Origin of the sequence: Bifidobacterium asteroides (genome assembly GCF_048001765.1) — a bacterium.
Classification (GTDB): Bacteria; Actinomycetota; Actinomycetes; order Actinomycetales; family Bifidobacteriaceae; genus Bombiscardovia; species Bombiscardovia asteroides_K.
Window position 1 is genome coordinate 1694260 of record NZ_CP181447.1, and the last position, 16325, is coordinate 1710584.

The following is a 16325-nucleotide window of genomic DNA, read 5'->3' on the forward strand; positions in this document are numbered from 1 at the left end:
CAAAAATCAATGGAATAACCCGCTGCCAGGGTACGACTATGGTCAGATCCGTACCGTAACGCAGAAAGACCAATCCTAGAGCCAACATGGTCAGAGCCAAAAGTCCAACCAGGGCGCCAAAAATGATGGTAGGCAGGCTGGGCCCGCTAGGACGGACCGGCTCCGGCGGCTGCATCCGAACCTGGTAAATCGGGGGTGTGGATTCAACCGGCACGGCCTTGGTGATGCGTTCCTGACGATCCATCGGCTGGTCTCCTTCTGGTTGCTGCGTATCAGTCATCTTCCTGATCCTCCCCAAACTGCCATGGATTGTAGCTGTAATCCCAATAATCATTGATCAAGCCGCTGTAGAGCTGCGCCCGCCTCGGCTGGGTAGCACTCCCCTGGGCTTGCACGGTGACCCGTGCACCGGCCATGAGATTGGCTTCGACGATCAATTCGGGCTCGTCGGGCATATGCCACTGATCCTCCTTGGATGCTCGCAGGGCTTCCTCCCAATCGCGTCGTTCAGCTGATGACGACGTATTGCCCCACCACATCCAGTTTCCTTGTCCCGTCTCGGTTATCCAGTCAGCCGCCCCTGATCCCAAGACCCTGTAGAGGTCGGCGTGTTCCCTATAGGACAAACTGCATCCCTTAGGTATGAGCAGGCGAACGTCAGCATAGGCCACAGCCAGGCGGACGGTGCCCGTCGGGCAGCCTGAGACTGTACTCACCGCATCATCCATAATCTGAACACGATGGGTGCCGTGTTTCTGCTCATAATCAGTCAGGTCAATGACGGCACTTCCCTGATCGTACTGGTCTCCGACCAGCTTGATACCGCGGCGATAACGCCTCATGTCTGAACTGTCCGCCCCCAACAAACGCCCATGGTTATTGCCGTTAACCTGAACTGTGGCGTAGTCGGCCAAGACCCTGCGGTTCTGGGTTTGCTCAATGCCTGGTATGGCCGAACCGGTAGCCAGAATCAGGACAACCAGGCAGGCCAGCAAGGCAATGGGGGTCAATCCTCCTGACCTGCGGCCCATCAAGCCCAGGATCAGTATGACCACGCCAAGTGCCAACGTGACACTTCCAGCCCATATCAGAGCATAGGTCAAGGCCGCATTCAATCCGCGATAGGGGTTCGTGGCCATCCACCAGACCCCTGCTCCGGAGACCAGAATCAGTCCTGACAGAAGACTGACCAGCACAGGTCCAGCGGGGCGACGTCGCAGCCGTGGCGGAACCGACGGAGCCTTAGGGGCTATTCCCGGCCCTGTCGAGAATGACCCGGCTGTGCCATAGCCCGGCCAGGCACTGAATCCATATGACTGATTCATGTTCCCAGCAGTTTCTGCAGGGCCTTCTGCGCCTGTCCAACCTCCGGGAACTGCACCAGCGATGGGATTGCCCCCATCTTGCGTATTATTCGAATCGCTGCCAGCGTTGGCCGAATCCTCTGTCTCAGAGATGGGTCCAAGAGAGGTTACCTCCCCTTGTTGTCCCAAAGTTCCATACGAATCGGAATGCTCCGGCTGGTCCTTGAATCCTTCCGAGCTCGCATTACTTGCTGTCTGTGTATTGCTTCGCGTCCCTGTGTAATCCTGGTATCCCTCATACCCTGAAAAGCTCGGATATTCAGGCTGATTCGAATACCATTGCGAACCTGCGCCACTCGGCCGTTCCGAATACTGCGGTCCCATCACCCAAGGATCGCCCGAAACCGACCTGCCGGCATCCGGCCCAGCCCAGTACCCTCTTTGGTACTCCAAGGCCTTGTTGCGGCTCCACCGGATAAGAAGATACAGGATCAACGCACCCAAAGCCAGGGAAAAGATTCCGACTCCAGGAATCAGGATTGCCAGCAGCCAATAAATGATGATGCCCACCATGGAAGCATGCCAAATCCCGTGAATCAACTCCTGGGCAATGATGACCCCACGCCTGTCCGGCAAGACGAACCAGGCAAAACCGTAGAAGGCGGCACCGGTGCCGAAGAGAAAGACCGCCAAAATCATCAGCGCTCTGACCAGGGTCACGCTCCAGCCCAGTCGACGGGCCAGAGCTACGCAGACGCCGCCGATCCATCCCTGGTCGCGAATCAGATAGGACTCCCTGCAGGCGCGGAAGAACCTATCGGACTTCCGCTGCCAGCCGTCATCAGGGCCATTGCCGTTCATCTCACCATTCATGTCTTCATTACAACACCCAGCGAGCGTGAATCTTATGGGGGAACACCCTGATTCAACCCTGATTTCTTTCCCTTATTGCCTTATCGGCACCGTCCGAAAACGATAATGGAAGCATGAACGCACCCATGCAGGAACAGCAAACGCTGAAGGAACCGCCTCCTCTGCACCCTGCGCGCATGCCCCTGATGAGGCCCCACAAGGGCAGGATCCTGTGCGGCGTCTGCAAGGGCGTCAGTTTGCACCTGGGTATTCCCGTCTTCTGGATACGCCTGGTCATGGTTCTCCTGGCTCCCAAAATGATCACCTGCGTGGTCTACTGCTTTCTTTGGTTGATACTTCCCCAGGGCGATCCCACACAGGCAGTCCAACCGAATGACCCGCGGTCAGCCCCGCTGGCGCCCAGCATCCTTACTGGGCAACCAGGTCAGAAGGAGGATCGCAGCATCACCCCCGGGCGGGTAACCAGACTGCTGGCAGGCCTGGGCATCATCCTCCTGCTGACTGCGGTCATTCTGCTCAACAGCGGTATGCGCCCCGCCTTTGTCGTCCCCTGCCTGCTTTTCTGCGCCGGACTGGTCCTGGCCTGGCTGAGGCCGGAGAACCAAGGAACCGGCTATCACCTGCCGGCCCTGATAGGAAGCCTGGCCCTGATCCTGTCGGCTGCGGTAATCTTCCTGCTGTCCACCCAGGAATTGCATTGGGCCCTGACCCTGATAGTCCTGGCCGGCCTGCTTCTTGTAGGCGTAACCGCGGTGGTTGTGCCCTGGGTCGGCTCAATCATTAGCCAGCTGGGCGATGAACGCGCCATGAAGGAACGCGAGGAGGAGCGGGCCGATATGGCAGCCCATCTGCACGATGGCGTTCTGCAGACCCTGGCCCTGATTCAGCTGCATGCCGACGACCCGCATACCGTCTTCACCCTGGCCCGATCCCAGGAGCGAGATCTGCGCAACTGGCTCTACCAGGAACGCACCCCCTCAGACCGCTCAGTCAGCACCGGGCTGAGCCAGATAGCCGCACAGGTGGAGGACGAATCCGGCAAGCCAATCGAGGTGGTCACCGTGGGCGACGCCATGCCCTGCGCCCAGACCGATGCCTTGCTCAACGCGGCCCGGCAGGCCCTGGTCAATGCCGTCACCCACGGTGGTGAACCCATCTCCGTATATTGCGAGGCCCGCAGGAATCAGGTTGAGGTCTACGTGCGCGACCACGGTTCGGGCTTTGATATGGATGCGATTCCAGCTGACCGTCTGGGAATACGCGAGTCCATCATCGGCCGGATTCGGCGACGTGGGGGCAGGGTCGAAATCGTCTCCCGCCCTGATTGGGGCACCGAGGTCAGGATGCACATGCCGCTGTCCGAGGCCAGCCAGCATCAGGAGGGCAAGGTTGGTCAGGCCGAAAAAGGGACTGATGCCCAGCAATGATAGGATGCATGGTGAACCATTCATTCACAGACGCGTGCCGGTCCGATCCCATCCACACTTGAGGACCCCGCGTCGGGAAAGGCGGGCTGAACCACGCCCATGACCACGACTGCAGCAGAGCCCCATCAAGCCCAGGATGGGTCCGCAAACATTCGCGTAGCCGTCGTCGACGACCATGAGATGTTCCGCACCGGCGTCATCACTACCCTGCAGCCGCATTTTCACATCGTGGGTCAGGCGGCAGACGTGGAGTCCTCCATCCTCATGGTCGCGCAGACCCGTCCCGACGTGGTTCTGCTGGATGTGCACGTGCCCGGCGGCCAGGGCGGCGGGGGCGCCGAAATTCTGAGCCGTTCCCATCCCCTCTCCCCCCAGTCGGTCTTTCTGGCCCTTTCCGTATCCGACTCGCCCAGGGACGTGGGTTCGGTCATCCGCGCCGGAGCCCGTGGTTACGTGACCAAGACCATCTCTGCCAAGGACCTGGTCTCTTCAATACGCCAGGTACACGAAGGATACGCCGTCTTCTCCCCCAAGCTGGCCGGATTCGTACTCTCCGCCTTCCAGGAGGACGAGGCCACAGATGCCGGCCTGACAGAAGACGACGAACTGGATCGGCTCTCCGCGCGCGAGCAGGAGGTCATGCGCCTGATCGCCCGAGGCTACACCTACCGCGAGGTGGCCTCCGAGCTGTTCATCTCCATCAAGACGGTTGAGACCCACGTCTCCAACGTCCTGCGCAAACTCCAGCTGTCCAACCGGACCGAACTGACCCGCTGGGCCGCAGACCGCCGCATCGTCTGAAAGTCCGCTCAGCAGACGATGCCGCGCTGACGAAGATGCTGGCGCAGACTGCTGATGTCCTGGGCAAGAATTCCTTCCATGCCCAGTCTGGCAGCTATAGCCACATGTTCAGGATCCGCATCAACAAAGATCGTATGCCCGGGGCTGATGGCGAAGCGGCGCAGGGCTAGACGATAGAAGAGCGGATTGGAAAGGTCCAGATGCTCCTCGGATGAGATCAAGACACCTTTCAAGGCAGAGAGCGGCGAGAGGGCTTCGGATGCCGCTTCGATCAGCTGACGGGTCGTCGCCGCCATACCCCAAAGGGTCAGGCCAGCTCGCTGCAAATCCCCCAACAGGTCCGATGCTCCTGGAAGCAGGCCTTTCACTGCCAGGGTGTAGTTTTCCAGACAGACCCTAACCACCCAGGCGACCGCAGGCCCGTGACTGGTTTCATAGTCGGCCAGTGCCTGCTGCGGGTCCACGCCCAGATTGATCTGTCTGCTGACGCAGGCGAAGCCCCAAGGGTCCTCCGGGTCAAGCACCATATCGACCACCCCGTCAGGGTACTGTCCAACAAGGGATCGGCGTGGGTCCCAATCCACCAAGGTCCCGGGCAGGGCGAAGAGGATGCTGCCGCCTGGAGCTACGGGATCGGGACGGTCGTCGCTGAATATATCTTCGCCTGACAGGTCGTCCGATACGCCTTGACCGGATCCCTGCTGTAGCTCCCGATGCTGCCTTGCCATGCCCCCAGAATAAACATCTGGACCTACAGGGCCTACGGCAGATTCCAGTAGGCACGTGGTCAATCACTATACGGAGACCGGTGCATGGATATATTGAAGCCAGCCATGGTCGAATCTTATGTTTTGCAACCTGCCCTGGGCGGAAGGCCCGCCCGGTACGAAAGGAGCCGTCATGCGTCGACTGCTACTCACATCCTCATTCTCCGCTACCGCTGACAGGTTGCCCGCCTTCCTCGAGGGCTCCGCCAAGAATCATACGGTGGCCTTCATTCCCACGGCCAACCTCCCACAGCGTTCAGGTGGTTATGTCCAGGAAGCTCGCAAGGCATTCACTGACATGGGCTGCAGGATCGACGACCTGGAAGTCTCGACCTCCGATCCGGAGACCATACGCCGAAGCCTGGAGGAGGACGACCTAATCTACTTATCCGGCGGCAACACCTTCTTCCTGCTGCAGGAGCTGCGTCGCTCAGGCGCTGCGGATCTGATCAGGCAGCAGGTGGATCAGGGCAAACCCTATATCGGCGAATCGGCCGGCGCTGTGGTAACCGGTCCCGATATCGGCTTCCTGGATGCCATGGATCCGCGCTCGGCCGCCCCGGATCTGGACTTCACCACCGGGCTGGGTCTGGTGGACTTCCGCCTCCTCCCCCACCTTGATTCCGAGCCTTTCGCCGAGGTGACCAGAAAAATTCTTGACCACTACTGCAATGATGGTCCCATGGTGGCCATCAGCAACAGCCAAGCCGTGGCTGTCCACGGACATTGCCTGACCATCCTCTAAAGAGCACCCGTCAGCGGCAGAGACCTTCCATGACACGACGGGCCTGGTCCAGGCGATCACCCGGACAGAGCAGGATGACACCGTCTCCCGCGAGCAGCCGCAGATCACCAGCGGGAATCAGCCGATGCTCGCCCCTGCGCAGACCGACCACGGCGCATCCGTGCGGCCATGGGACCTGTCCCAGCAGACGACCAGCCGCCGGGCTGCCATGCTCTATGGGGAACTCCACAGTAACCCTGGCAGGAACCTGGGCATCTGGAGCATGCCCTCGGCGGAAACGCTCCAGCAGAGCCTCGTATATGGGCTCAACACGCAGCAAATCGGACACCATCAGGGCCGTGAAGGCGCACAGGGCCACGGGGAGCATATGGACCAGGGAGCCAGACATCTCCACCGTCAGCAGGATGGAGGTTATGGGGGCCTTGACCGAGGCCGTCAGGGTGCCTGCCATGGCACAGACCGCGCAGACCGGAATGATTCGAACGGGCATCCCCAGGGCGGCCGCACCCATCCCGCACAGGGACCCGGTCAGCGTGCCGACCGCCAGAATAGGCATGAAGATGCCGCCGGGGGCACCGCTGCCAAAGGAAGTGGCCGTAAAAAGCATCTTGACCAGAAGCAAAACCAACAGGTTGATGGCAACCGACCAGGCCAGCTCATGGACAGACTCCGCCTTGCCGATCAGGTCCTCGCCGCCACCCAGAACAGCAGGCAGCAGCAATCCTACCGGCAGGGCCAGGAAGAGGGAGATCACCGGTCCCAGCTTCGAGGGCAGGTGGCTGTAAAGGCTCTGCGCGCCCAGCAGCAGACGGTTCATGGCAGCTCCCACAAGGCCGGCCACCAGCCCAAGGGGGATCATCAGCAGATACTGGGCAATGGTCAACTGGGGCATAGCCGTAAAGTCCAGGACAGGGCGCAGGCCGAAGCGGTTCTTGGCGATAAAATCAGCACTCAGGCAGGCCATGGCCGCCGAAAGAAGAATCATTGGCGAAAAGGACCGGTGGATCTCCTCCAGGGCGAAAACCATCCCCGACAAAGGCGCGTTGAAGGCTGCAGACAGACCGGCAGCCGCGCCCGAGGTCACCAGGCAGGTCTCCTCCACACGGTCTCGGCGCAATCCTCGGGAAACCAGCTGGGAACCGGCTGCGCCGATCTGCACCGAGGGCCCCTCGCGACCCAAAGACAGGCCGAACATGCCGCAGGCCAGACCGCCCAGAAATCGTACGCCCAGCACAGGCAGAGCAGGCATGCGCATGCCGTGGATGACCACACCCTCCACCTGCGGAATGCCGGAGCCGGAGGCCATGGGAACCCGGCGGACCATCCAGGCCAGGGCCAGGCCGACCAGCAGGGCGGCCAACAGCCAAGGAAGGATTATCAGAGGTTGGTCACGCATCTGTGCGTAGGCCCATCGAGCGAACCTGGTGCCATAGCCGATGCCCTGCCTGTAGAGCACCACCAGTACTCCCACCAGCAATCCACAGCAGGCGGCCCTGAACGCTACCAGCCACCGGCTGACTCGACCCGGTCTGGTCACCCCCATCGGGTCGGAACGATGGGTCTGATCCATCTCATCTGCCGATGGCCCTTTTCTCCAAGACAGATTCAGCCTCACCGGCCTGCTCCTTCCCTCCTTCACGCACAACGGTTTCCAGCATCCCCCAGGGCAGAGACCAGGAGTACTGGCTGAGTCGACGGCGTCAACTCTCAGGCAGTATGAACACCTGGGATGCCAGCTTCCGAGCAAGATCCGGCAGGCAGGAGCCAGGAAGGCAGACGGACACATCGTCGGAGCCCAATGGCAGTGCTGTCTGTTCGTCTGTCACCGTCAGATTACCGTCCAGAACGACGGTATCCACCTGACCGCGATGGCCAACAAGATCAAGCAGCGAGACCCGACCCGGCACCGTATCCAGACATTGACGCAAGGTGGCAGCGGAGGCCATGTGCAGCCTTCGGCATCCGACCACTTCCCGCACTTGGTGCAAATCAGGCCGCACTATACCCTTGGCTACCAAGAGTATCAGCAGGCCTCCAGCATCCTCCAGCAGCAGGAACTTGGACAGGTTTTCCACAGAGAGCCCCAGCAGATCAGCAATGCCCAGCTCCATGCCCTGATCGATGGTGTCCAAGGGCGGATGCTGAACGACGCTCCAATCCGTCCTCAAACCATCCAGAAGCTCTCGCACGGGCAGGGGAATCATCCTGTCACCCAAGCCTAATGGCCTCTCATCTATACCGTTCGGGGCGCCAAGGTCTGCTCTAGCGGCAGGTTCAGTGTTGTCATCGCCTGGTCTCATGAGCGCATTATCAGTCGTTGGCCACCTCTGAGTCGGGCTTCAGCTCCTCCTCCTTCTGGCCTATCCGCTTCCTGTCTATGCGATAGTAAGCGTTGAATAGGCCGCCGGATGTCAGCAGGAAGACAAGGAGAACCAGCAACCATATGTTCTCCTTGGCTTCGTAGGTCTCAAGCAGTTCATAAGAGGAGGAAATCATCTTCAACCAACCTGCAACTGACACGAAGTACCAGGCAGTCGCCTGGTCAAGGAAGCTCAGCGCCCGTCGCCGTTCTGATCGGGTCCTGGTGGCCTGACGGAGAATTTCGTGCCCGCGTTTGCGCTCCAAGTGGATCTTGACGATGGGGGCCAGCCACCACCAAGGCGAGACCTCATCCCAATTCTTGCTGAGTTGATCAAAGTCGTCCAGGAGCTCCTGATATTCCTGCAGCTCCATCAGCCCCTGGAAGAGTGGGAATGTGAAAAGCAACCAATCTCCGATCAGAGAGACAATGGCGATGAATTGATCCACAACCCGACCTTTCCCTTGCAGAGTCGGCGCCCAAGGGTCGGCTCGCGTGATTAAGCATGGCTACCATTCATCATTGTAGACACCAGGTACCTGCCCAAACCGCTGTTCCAATTACTGACCTCAGGACCGGGGGCAGAAGGTTCAGCGAATACAAGAATGCCCCGGATATGGCTCCGGGGCATCAACCAGGCGGACAGGGCGGGATTCGAACCCGCGGTGGCTTGCGCCACAACGGTTTTCAAGACCGTCTCTTTCGGCCGCTCAGACACCTGTCCAAAAGACGTGCCAATTAGGCACGTCACTCATCATACGACATCAAGGTTGGTCCAACCACCAACGGAATGTCGGTTGCTTCCGACAGAGGCGGCTCAGGCCTCCCAGGTCTTGGGCTCGATAACCTCCTTGCCGCCCACATAGGAGCGCATGGCCTCAGGGATGACGATAGAGCCATCGGCGTTCTGATGGTTCTCCAGGATGGCGACCAACCAGCGGGTGGTGGCCAGGGTCCCGTTCAGGGTGCTGACAGGACGCGTAGAGCCGTCCTCCAACCGCTCGCGTTCGTTGAGACGGCGGGCCTGGTACTCGGTGCAGTTGGAGGTTGACGTCAGCTCGCGATAGCGACCCTGGGTGGGCACCCAGGCCTCGCAGTCGAACTTGCGCGCAGCCGAGGACCCCAGGTCTCCTGCGGCGGTGTCGATGATCCGGTAGGGCACGTCCACCTTGGCCAGCATCTCCTGCTCCATAGCCAACAGCTGCTGGTGCTGGTCGCGGGAGTCCTCCTGCTTGCAGTAGACGAACATCTCCACCTTGTCGAACTGGTGGACACGGATGATGCCCATGGTGTCCTTGCCGGCCGAGCCAGCCTCTCGCCTGTAGCAGCTGGACCAGCCACAGTAGCGCAGCGGACCCTTGCTCAGGTCCAGAATCTCATCCTCATGCATGCCGGCCAAGGAGACCTCCGATGTGCCCACCAGATACTGGTCGTCAGGCTCGCGCAGGCGATAGATCTCATCGGCATGGGCATTCAGGAATCCGGTGCCGGCCATGACCTCAGGGCGGACCAAGGTGGGTGTAATGGTAGGAATGAATCCATGCTCCATGGCCTGGTCCACGGCCATGGTCAACATGGCAATCTCCAGCCGGGCCACATCTCCACGCAGGAAGTAAAAGCGGGAACCTGAGACCTTGACGCCCCTGCGCATATCGATGCCGGCCACGCCAACGCCCAGGTCCAGGTGGTTCTTGGGTTCGAAGCCCTCCTTGGCGAAGTCGCGCGGAGTGCCGATCTTCTTGACCACCACGTAGTCGTCCTCGCCACCCTCGGGCGCTTCAGGCTCCACCACATTGCTGAACTTCCACATCAAATCGGTGTACCTGGCGTTGGCCTCGTCAGAGGCTGACTTGCAGGCATTCACCTTCTCGGACAGGCTCTTGGTCCGGGCCAGAAGATCGGCCTTCTCATCAGGAGAGGCCGAACCCATGCGTTTGCCGAGCGACTTCTGCTCGGCCCTGCAGCTCTCGTAATCCTGGAGTGCAGCCCTGCGCTCGCTGTCCGCCTTCAGCACTTCGTCGACGAGTTCGACCGATTCGCCGCGTTTGCGCTGTGATTCACGGACAACATCCGGATGTTCCTGAATGAACCTGATATCTAACATATCTGAATTGTATGACTTTCAGGGGACACGAAAACCGGCTCCGCACACCTCTTTCCAAGCCTTATGGCCTCTGCCGCGACCAGCCATGGGGAGCGGCCGAGACAGGAAGGCAGACGGGAACCATCCGTCGCTTATATGCGACCGCCCCGCATCATTTGCCGAATACAGTCTTGCGGAACCGTTTGCCGGTAGGGGTGCCCGCCAGCCCGCCGACACCAGTCTCCCTCAGTGATGAGGGCATGCTCTCGCCTATGGACTTCATGGCTGCGATGACCTCATCGGGCGGAATCCTGCTGACGCCGCCCGATAAGGCGATGTCAGCAGCAATCAAAGCGTTGGCGGTTCCGATGGCGTTGCGATTTACGCAAGGCACCTCCACCAGGCCAGCCACGGGATCGCAGACAAGGCCCAGCAGATTGCTCATGGCTATGGCGAAAGCCTGGGCACAGGCATCAGGATCGCCCCCTGCGCCCTCAACCGCTGCAGCGGCAGCCATGCCGGATGCGCTGCCCACCTCGGCCTGACAGCCGCCTGTAGCCCCGGAAATCATCGCCTTGTTGGCCGTGACCAGACCGAAAGCCCCTGCAGTGAACAGGCAGCGGATCAGCCCATCGTCATCCAGCCCCAGTCGATTTTTCAGCACAGTGAGCACTCCGGGCAGGGTGCCCGAAGAGCCGGCCGTAGGCGTCGCGCAGATGATGCCCATGGCCGCGTTGACCTCATTGGTAGCCATGGCAGCCTCGACGGCCTGCAAGATGGCATCACCGCTCAGGCTGGTTCGCGTCTTCCGGTAATGCTCCAGCAGCGCCGCCTGGCCACCGCTCAGCCCAGTCTTGGAAAACACGCCATCGCCCTGGGACCCTCTGGCGACGGCAGCCTGCATAACCTGCAGGTTCCTGGCCATTCTCTTCCATATCTGTTCACGGGTCTGGTGCGAACGCCGCACCTCCTCATCGATGGCAACTTCAGATATCGACGAGCCGCGCTCTTCGGCCATACTCACGAGTTCAGCGATCGAAGTGAACATGCGCCATGCCTCCTAGTCGATATAAATCATCCGGCACGAGTGATCCGCGATCTGCTTCTGCTGCTGCGCGGACAGCGGATTGTCCAAATCGAACTCGTACACCGCCATGCCGGCCGGCCCCTCGGGCTCATATCTGGTCCGCTTGGTCACGCCCTCTTCCCGTAGCAGATTGCGTATGTGCTCCAAACGCCGGCCGGCGTCATTTTCGGATTCATCCAGTTCCACCAGCAGGATGGGCAGAAGCCCTGGAGGAGTGATCAGACAGCCGTCCAAGTTGATACGCCGCACTTCAATGGTCCCGCCCCCGATGGAACAAGCCGCGTAGATCACCCGACCGGCTGGGCCCTGCAAGTCCAGAACAGCGGTGTTCGGGTGGTCGATGGGACTGGGTTCGTCCTCCTCATGGAAGGTCAGCTCCATACCCTGTCTGCGGGCGATGCCAATGGCATCAGGTACCCGGGGGTCATCCGGTGCAAAACCCAACAGGCCACTGATAATGGCATAGTCGGTACCGTGACCGCTATGCGTGCGGGCGAAGGAGTCATAATAATGAATATCAGCACGGTTCGGAACACCTCCGGCAAGGATGTGGCCAACCCGACCAATGGCCACTGCCCCAGCTGTGTGCGAACTGGAGGGTCCGATCATGATGGGACCTATGATGTCGAACACGCTCTTGTACTTATCCATGCCTGCCTCCTCTTCCCACACCCCCGGGCTTTCCCAGACTCCCAGCGCACGGAGCCGTTGCAACTCCAGACCGAGGGGACCACATGGACCGAGTGCCATCTTAACTTTGCGGTTTTCACAACTCAATCAGCTCATACTGTCAGCGTGATTGCTGTAGAGGGTTCGTTCACGTCGGACACACCCAGAGATATCGGGTCGGCACGGCGCGCAAAATAGAGTCATGCCAATTCCAGCGGTCGTCATCCTCACCATCCTGGCAGCGGCGGCCATTGTCGTCACTGCGGTGGTGCTGATCGTCCGTGCCCAAAGACGGCATAGGTTCGCCATGCAGATCCTGGCCCGGGACGACGACCAGCTCAGCTACGCTTTCGTAATCAACCCCTCCAAGCCCCAGGCCGCCGCCGCCCGTGAACACATCCAGCAATATTGCCGGAACAAGGGCATCAGCGAGTTCAGCTTCATCGAAACCCAGCTGGATCGGGACGGGAAAGCCTGTGCCCGCATGGCACTGGAGCGTGGGGCCAACGTAGTCGTTGCCGTGGGCGGGGACGGGACCGTGCGCACCGTAGCCAGCGCCATGGCTTCCAGCGACCATGTCATGGGCATCATCCCAATCGGGACCGGAAACCTCTTCGCACGGAACATGGGCATTCCCGTAGGCGATCTGGACGCTGCCCTGGCCGTGGCCACCTCGCACGGGTCCACCCAGGTGGATGTGGGTCGCATGGCCCTGCTCGATGCAGACGGTCAGGAGCAAGGCCATGGTCACGCCTTCCTGATCATTGCCGGCATCGGTTTCGACGCCCTGATGATCGATGACACCGACCCCAACCTGAAGAAGACCGTCAGCTGGCTTGCTTATTTCATTAGCGGCGCCAAGCATCTGTTCGCACCCAAGTACACCGCCGACATCGCCATCACCCGGCCCGACCAAGTCACGCAGACCAATACCTCAGTGACCTTCCGCACCTTCATGGCCGGCAACTGCGGGGAGATTCCAGGATTCTCCCTGATGCCCGACGCCTCCTACGATGACGGCATCCTGGACTTCGAAATCATCGACACCTCCGCCGGCCTGATCGGCTGGGCCAACCTCTTCGGTGACGTTATGCATCAGACCATCACCCGCAAGTCCAGCCAGAGCCCCCTGTCGACCAACTCCACCATCGTCCAGCTGCAGGGGACCAAGGCGGAAATCCGCTTGGAGAAGCCCGCCCTGGCCCAGGTGGACGGCGATATTCTGGGCGAGACCCGCCACATCGCACTCAGCGTGGAACGCCAGGCCCTGGACGTGCGAGTGCCGCAGTCTGACTAAGGCCTTCTGACTCAGACCCAAGGAGCCTGTTGCGCATCTGTCCGCTTTCTCATGCCGGGGTGGCATGATGGGAGCCATGACAGCACAGAATGCGGGCAAGCCTGCCAGCCCCGAAGATCTGATCAACGTCGACGATCTGATCGGCAGGTACTACGATCTCGTCCCCGACCCTTCCATCCCCTCCCAGCGGGTGTCCTTCGGCACCTCCGGGCATCGTGGCTCCGCCCTGGCCACATCCTTCAACGAGGCCCACATTGTGGCCATCAGCCAGGCAATAGCCGAACAGCGGGCCAAGGACGGGGTAACCGGTCCGCTCTACCTGGGCCGCGACACCCACGCCCTCTCTCTGCCCGCCTGGAAGACGGCCATCGAGGTCCTGACCGCAAACGGAGTCCGGGTGCGCATCGATGCCAATGATGACTACACTCCCACTCCCACCGTCTCCCAGGCCATCCTGACACACAACCGGGCAGCCGACGGCACCCAGCGCTTCTCCGGCAAGGATCTGGCCGACGGCATCGTGGTCACCCCCTCCCACAACCCGCCCACTGATGGCGGATTCAAGTATGACCCGCCCACAGGCGGTCCGGCTCCGGCCGAAACCACCAACGCAGTCGCCCAACGGGCCAACGAGCTTCTGGGCGACTACAGACAGGTCAGGCGGATTCCCTTCGAGGATGCCATCAAATCCGACCTGGTGGAGCGCTTCGACTACCGGGAGCACTACGTGGCCGATCTGGGCAATGTCATCGACTTTGATCTGATCAGATCCTCCGGGGTCCGTCTGGGCATTGACCCGCTAGGCGGCGCCTCGGTCAACTACTGGCCGCTGATCAATGAAAAGTACGGCCTGAACATTGGCGTCGTCAACCCTGAGGTGGATCCGACCTGGCGGTTCATGACCATCGACCACGATGGGAAGATCCGCATGGATCCCAGCTCCCCATATGCAATGAAGGGTCTGGTGGATCGCCTCAACGCCGGGGCCTGGGATTCCTACGACCTGGTGGGTGGCACTGATCCGGATGCCGACCGGCATGGCATTGTCTGCCCGGGGACCGGCGTTATGAACCCCAACCACTACATCGCCGTCTGCGTGGAATACCTCTTCTCGGGCAACCGACCCGGATGGCCCCAGGGTGCCGGTATCGGCAAGACCTTGGTCTCCTCCTCCCTGATCGACCGCGTGGCTGCCTCCATCGGTGCCAGGCTGATCGAGGTGCCTGTGGGCTTCAAGTGGTTCGTTGACCCCCTCTTCAAGGGCGAGGTGGCCTTCGGAGGAGAGGAGAGCTCCGGGATGAGCTTCCTGCGCCGGGACGGCCGTGTCTGGACAACCGACAAGGACGGGCTGATTCCCGACCTCCTGGCTGCCGAAATCACAGCCAAGACAGGAAAGAACCCGGCCCAGCTCCACCAAGAGCAGGTGGAGCGCTTCGGCCAAAGCTGGTACAAGCGGGTGGACACCCCGACCACCCTGGAGCAGAAGCAGAAGTTCGCCCAGCTGAACGGCGACGATGTGACGGCTTCCACTCTTGCCGGCGAGCCCATCACCGCCAAGCTGACCGAGGCCCCGGGCAATGGGGCCAAAATCGGAGGCATCAAGGTGACCACCCAGAACAACTGGTTCGCTGCCCGCCCCTCCGGCACCGAGAACATCTACAAGGTCTACGCTGAATCCTTCGTCTCCCCTGAGGCCTTGGACCAGGTTCTGGACGATGCCGACCAAGTGGTCGCCAAGGCCCTGGGCTGAGCTGCAGACAAGACCGCCTGCCTTCCCTCCCCCGCATCAGCCATCGCTGGCGCGGGGGTTTCTGTTTTCTTGCTTAGACTGGAACCATGACCAATGACAAGAATCTGGTCGTCTCCACCGACGGCAGCGCACTAAGCAATCCCAATGGCCCCATGGGCTGGGCCTGGGCCGATCACGAGGGCGGCGACGCGGATGCGGGAGGCGCCAGCAACGGCACCAATCAGATCGGCGAACTGTGCGCCGTGCTGCAGGCCCTGCGCGCCCATCCAGGCGAGCGCCCGCTGGTCATCGAAACCGACTCCCAATACGCCATCAACTGCTCCACCACCTGGGTGCCCGGGTGGAAGAAGAAGGGCTGGAAGAACTCACAGGGCAAGCCGGTCAAGAACCGCCCGCTTATTGAAGCCATCGACCGGGAGATCCAGGCACGGACCGGATCGGTCAGGTTTGTCTGGGTCAAGGGCCACGCCGGCGACACCTTCAACGAGAAAGTTGACACTCTGGCCCGCGGCTACGCCACAGCTGCAGGCAAGGGCGACCGGGAAGGCTGTCTGCCCATCGAAGGCTGGCGCTCGCTGCTGGCCTCCCCCTACGCCAAGGGCACTCAGGTGCCGTCCGCAGTCAAGGCTGAGCTGGACGGAGGACCCCAAGTTCTGGACGAGCTGGGCCACAAGAAGGTTCGCCTGGACCAGGAAGATCAGAAAGACCTGGCTGAAATCGCCGTCGAGTCCGAGGCTGTGGATTCCGAACAGGCCGAATCTGTGGCAGCGACGGCTGACGCAGCCAATGTCACACCCGACCCCGACATAGCCGATGGTCAGGAAGACGAAGTCTCACCGGATTTGAAGGACACTTCAAATACCGACACTGTTGACCAGGAGACCAAGAATTCCGGCGCCCGGGGGCTGAGAGCCAGCGGCCGCATCCGCATCACGCCACCCCCATCCGGCAGCAGCATGTTCACCGGACAGGACCTGCACATCGTCGGCAGCATCGATCTGGACGCTGACATCGACCCTGACGGATACGTGACCATCCATGAGGCACCTTTTCGTCTACACGCAATCGAAGTGAGGGACTGAGGGGATCATGGACCGTCAGGGGCCATCGTCTACACTGGAGTGAACCTGAATCAACAAGACCCGCAGACATCAGTCGTTGAG

General features: G+C 60.9%; 14 protein-coding genes and 1 tRNA gene. 6 read left to right on the forward strand and 9 right to left on the reverse strand.

Annotated elements, in window-relative coordinates:
- Window positions 1-272 precede the first annotated feature (272 nt).
- Window positions 273-2177 (reverse strand): PspC domain-containing protein, encoded by a 1905-nt coding sequence (locus ACNAOV_RS06925; protein WP_416517145.1) that lies wholly within the window; start codon window positions 2175-2177, stop codon window positions 273-275.
- Window positions 2178-2290: 113 nt separating this feature from the next.
- Here ACNAOV_RS06925 and ACNAOV_RS06930 point away from each other — a divergent pair, with 113 nt between their 5' ends.
- Together ACNAOV_RS06930 and ACNAOV_RS06935 are read left to right on the forward strand one after the other, a co-directional pair.
- Window positions 2291-3604 carry a PspC domain-containing protein gene (locus tag ACNAOV_RS06930; RefSeq protein ID WP_416517146.1) on the forward strand — a complete coding sequence of 438 codons (1314 nt, stop codon included), beginning with the start codon at window positions 2291-2293 and terminating at the stop codon, window positions 3602-3604.
- Window positions 3605-3703: 99 nt separating this feature from the next.
- Entirely contained in the window at window positions 3704-4405 is a 702-nt protein-coding gene (locus ACNAOV_RS06935) for a LuxR C-terminal-related transcriptional regulator (protein ID WP_416517147.1), read from the forward strand.
- An 8-nt stretch (window positions 4406-4413) separates the two neighbouring features.
- Here the strand turns inward: ACNAOV_RS06935 and ACNAOV_RS06940 are convergent, their stop codons facing one another.
- A complete protein-coding gene (locus ACNAOV_RS06940; RefSeq protein ID WP_416517148.1) occupies window positions 4414-5133 on the reverse strand; it encodes a hypothetical protein in 720 nt (239 codons plus the stop codon).
- A gap of 172 nt (window positions 5134-5305) precedes the next feature.
- On the opposite strand from ACNAOV_RS06940, the gene ACNAOV_RS06945 reads away from it, so the two are divergent.
- Window positions 5306-5917 (forward strand): Type 1 glutamine amidotransferase-like domain-containing protein, encoded by a 612-nt coding sequence (locus tag ACNAOV_RS06945; RefSeq protein ID WP_416517149.1) that lies wholly within the window; start codon window positions 5306-5308, stop codon window positions 5915-5917.
- Window positions 5918-5927: 10 nt separating this feature from the next.
- Here ACNAOV_RS06945 and ACNAOV_RS06950 read toward each other — a convergent pair whose 3' ends face one another.
- The 7 genes from ACNAOV_RS06950 to ACNAOV_RS06980 all read right to left on the reverse strand — a co-directional run bounded on the left by ACNAOV_RS06950 (window position 5928) and on the right by ACNAOV_RS06980 (window position 12097).
- On the reverse strand, window positions 5928-7487 hold the full coding sequence (locus tag ACNAOV_RS06950) for a ClC family H(+)/Cl(-) exchange transporter (RefSeq protein WP_416518176.1): 1560 nt from the start codon (window positions 7485-7487) through the stop codon (window positions 5928-5930).
- Window positions 7488-7617: 130 nt separating this feature from the next.
- Window positions 7618-8049, reverse strand: a complete 432-nt coding sequence (locus ACNAOV_RS06955) for a YbaK/EbsC family protein (protein WP_416517150.1) — start codon at window positions 8047-8049, stop codon at window positions 7618-7620.
- Window positions 8050-8227: 178 nt separating this feature from the next.
- Entirely contained in the window at window positions 8228-8725 is a 498-nt protein-coding gene (locus tag ACNAOV_RS06960) for a hypothetical protein (RefSeq protein WP_416517151.1), read from the reverse strand.
- Window positions 8726-8915: 190 nt separating this feature from the next.
- Window positions 8916-9000 (reverse strand) — tRNA-Ser (locus ACNAOV_RS06965).
- Window positions 9001-9093: 93 nt separating this feature from the next.
- On the reverse strand, window positions 9094-10380 hold the full coding sequence (gene serS / locus ACNAOV_RS06970) for a serine--tRNA ligase (RefSeq protein WP_416517152.1): 1287 nt from the start codon (window positions 10378-10380) through the stop codon (window positions 9094-9096).
- Window positions 10381-10531: 151 nt separating this feature from the next.
- Entirely contained in the window at window positions 10532-11407 is an 876-nt protein-coding gene (gene sdaAA, locus ACNAOV_RS06975) for an L-serine ammonia-lyase, iron-sulfur-dependent, subunit alpha (RefSeq protein WP_416517153.1), read from the reverse strand.
- A gap of 12 nt (window positions 11408-11419) precedes the next feature.
- The gene (locus ACNAOV_RS06980; protein ID WP_416517154.1) at window positions 11420-12097 is read right to left on the reverse strand and encodes a serine dehydratase beta chain; all 678 of its coding nucleotides are present in this window, start codon (window positions 12095-12097) and stop codon (window positions 11420-11422) included.
- Between the two features lie 220 nt (window positions 12098-12317).
- On the opposite strand from ACNAOV_RS06980, the gene ACNAOV_RS06985 reads away from it, so the two are divergent.
- The 3 genes from ACNAOV_RS06985 to ACNAOV_RS06995 all read left to right on the forward strand — a co-directional run bounded on the left by ACNAOV_RS06985 (window position 12318) and on the right by ACNAOV_RS06995 (window position 16244).
- Window positions 12318-13412: a diacylglycerol/lipid kinase family protein gene (locus ACNAOV_RS06985; RefSeq protein ID WP_416517155.1), complete on the forward strand. Its 1095-nt coding sequence runs from the start codon at window positions 12318-12320 to the stop codon at window positions 13410-13412.
- A gap of 76 nt (window positions 13413-13488) precedes the next feature.
- Complete coding sequence (pgm, locus tag ACNAOV_RS06990) at window positions 13489-15162, forward strand: phosphoglucomutase (alpha-D-glucose-1,6-bisphosphate-dependent) (RefSeq protein ID WP_416517156.1); 1674 nt, start codon at window positions 13489-13491, stop codon at window positions 15160-15162.
- A gap of 86 nt (window positions 15163-15248) precedes the next feature.
- Entirely contained in the window at window positions 15249-16244 is a 996-nt protein-coding gene (locus tag ACNAOV_RS06995; RefSeq protein WP_416517157.1) for a ribonuclease H family protein, read from the forward strand.
- Window positions 16245-16325: the final 81 nt, after the last annotated feature.